We start from the raw sequence: 2,149 nt of genomic DNA, 5'->3' as shown, positions 1-2,149 counted from the left end.
TCCGCGAGCGGAATGTGTCGTGCGTTCGGGATGTGGCCCTGTTGATATTCACCGATGTCGCGTACGTCGACGACCACCGCATCCTCGCGGTTGATAAGCAGCGTCGCCTCGACTGGCGAGAGTTGAGTCTTGTCTCCGGCCGACCTGACCATGTCGACCAGCAGCCAGGTGCCTGTCACCACCGCGAGAGCGGCCCAGTACCAATTGTCCAGCAGAAAATCCACGAAATACTGCTCCGTATAGATGAGTGATTGAGGGGATCAGCGGCTTTCTTCTTCGGGTGGGATGCCGCAGAAGACTTCGCGCATCAGTACGATGAGCTGCAGCGTACGCTTGTCGCCGACCCGGTAGTACACCCGGTTGGCGTCCTTGCGCGTCTGTAGAACGTCCTTGTCGCGCAAAATGGCGAGGTGCTGAGAGATGTTGCTCTGCGATGCGCCGACCGCATCGACGATGTCCTGCACGCACACCTCCTGGTCTCCGAGGACGCAGAGAATCTTGAGCCTGAGCGGATGGGCTATCGACTTCAGGGCACGTGCAGCCGTCTCGATATGCTCGTGCTTGTCGATGAGGTCGACGATGGCGTTCTGATTCACGATGGCTGTGCTTCCGAAATGGTGATCGGCTTCTTGCGGGCCAGATGACGTCGAATGGAGACGTCACCGGGACCCGAATATTACCGCGAGGTGATTAGTATAAAATAAGCGGTTGATCGAGGCGCGAGTTTATCGGGTCACGCAGGCGTTCCGCTCCCGTAATTCGCTCCTTTTCGGCTCACTCACTCATCCTTCCGAGGTTTCATGTACAAGATCGTTCTGCTGCGCCATGGCGAGTCCACCTGGAACAAGGACAACCGGTTCACCGGCTGGACCGACGTCGACCTGACTGAAAAAGGCGTGGTCGAAGCCCGCCAGGCAGGGCAGCTGCTCAAGCGTGAAGGCTTCGCATTCGACCTGGCCTTCACTTCGGTGCTCAAGCGTGCCAACAAGACGCTGAACATCGTGCTCGAAGAGCTCGACGCCCTCTGGTTGCCGGTTGAGCACTCGTGGCGTCTCAACGAGCGCCACTATGGGGCTTTGCAGGGTCTGAACAAGGCCGAAACCGCGGCCAAGTTCGGCGACGATCAGGTGCTCGTCTGGCGTCGTTCCTACGACACGCCACCGCCGCCGCTGGAAGACGGTGACGAGCGCCTAGCGACCGACGATCCGCGTTACGCTTCGTTGCCGCGCGGCCGCTTCCCCCGGACCGAGTGCCTCAAGGACACGGTTGCACGTTTCGTGCCCTACTGGGAAACCGTCATCGCGCCGAGCGTCCTCGAGGGCAAGCGGATTCTCATCGCCGCGCACGGCAATAGCCTGCGTGCGCTGATCAAGTATCTTGACGGCATCTCTGACAAGGATATCGTCGGCCTCAACATTCCGACTGCCCAGCCACTGGTCTACGAGCTCGACGCGGACCTGCGTCCGATTCGCAGCTACTATCTGGCAGACGAGGACACGATTCGCGCCGCCGAGGCCGCCGTGGCTGGACAAGGCCGTGCCCAGCCCTGAGTTCACAGCCTGAAGCCCGGAGGTTCGTGGTGATGCCCGCCTGCTGGGTGCGTCGGCTTGCGTGCCTGGTGGCGGCCCTGTTTTCGGTGAGTCTGCTCGCCGACGAGATTGATCTCCGTCGAGCCGAGCTGGAGCAGGTGCAGCGTCGTATCCAGGCGGTCGAGCAGGTCATTGCCCGGGTCGAGGCGGAGCGCTCGGGCGCTGCCACCGAGTTGGCTCGCGCCGAACGTGCGGTCTCGGCCGCGAGTCGGCAACTGCGCGAAACCGTCGAACTTCTTGCGACCACTGGCAAGACCCTCGAGGAGAGGGAGCGAGAGGCCGGTTCGATTGCCGGGCGTATCGCCGAACGTCAGGACGAGCTTGCGTTGTGGTTGCGCCGCCAATACCTGCACGGCGGCAACGAGGTCGCCCCGGTGTTGACGGCGCGGGACCCGAACCAGCTTGCGCGCGACCTTCGCTACCGGGAGTATCTCGGCCGGGCGCGCGTGGAGCTCATCGAGCACCTCCGCGAGGATCTCGAAACCCAGCAAGTACTGCTTGCCGAGATTGAGGCCGAGCGCCAGCGACTGAGCGTGCTTGAGTCGGAACAGCGTGCGCGC

4 protein-coding genes are annotated in these 2,149 nt (G+C 62.3%); 2 read left to right on the top strand and 2 right to left on the bottom strand.

Annotated features, from left to right (window positions below; all coding sequences use genetic code 11):
• Both GPA21_RS20015 and GPA21_RS20010 read right to left on the bottom strand, forming a co-directional pair.
• Positions 1–224 (bottom strand): rhodanese-like domain-containing protein (locus tag GPA21_RS20015; protein ID WP_168989821.1); only part of this gene is annotated, 224 nt, incomplete at its 3' end.
• 36 nt (positions 225–260) lie between these two features.
• On the bottom strand, positions 261–596 hold the full coding sequence (locus tag GPA21_RS20010) for a metalloregulator ArsR/SmtB family transcription factor (protein ID WP_168989820.1): 336 nt from the start codon (positions 594–596) through the stop codon (positions 261–263).
• Between the two features lie 204 nt (positions 597–800).
• Here GPA21_RS20010 and gpmA point away from each other — a divergent pair, with 204 nt between their 5' ends.
• Complete coding sequence (gene gpmA / locus GPA21_RS20005) at positions 801–1,550, top strand: 2,3-diphosphoglycerate-dependent phosphoglycerate mutase (RefSeq protein WP_168989819.1); 750 nt, start codon at positions 801–803, stop codon at positions 1,548–1,550.
• Between the two features lie 32 nt (positions 1,551–1,582).
• A partial coding sequence (locus GPA21_RS20000; RefSeq protein ID WP_422614183.1) for a murein hydrolase activator EnvC family protein occupies positions 1,583–2,149 on the top strand: 567 nt, incomplete at its 3' end.

This window comes from Azoarcus taiwanensis, from assembly GCF_012910885.1.
Lineage (GTDB): Bacteria > Pseudomonadota > Gammaproteobacteria > Burkholderiales > Rhodocyclaceae > Azoarcus_F > Azoarcus_F taiwanensis.
Note: the sequence above shows the minus strand (reverse complement) of the source record. Positions and strands in the feature narration are given on the sequence as shown.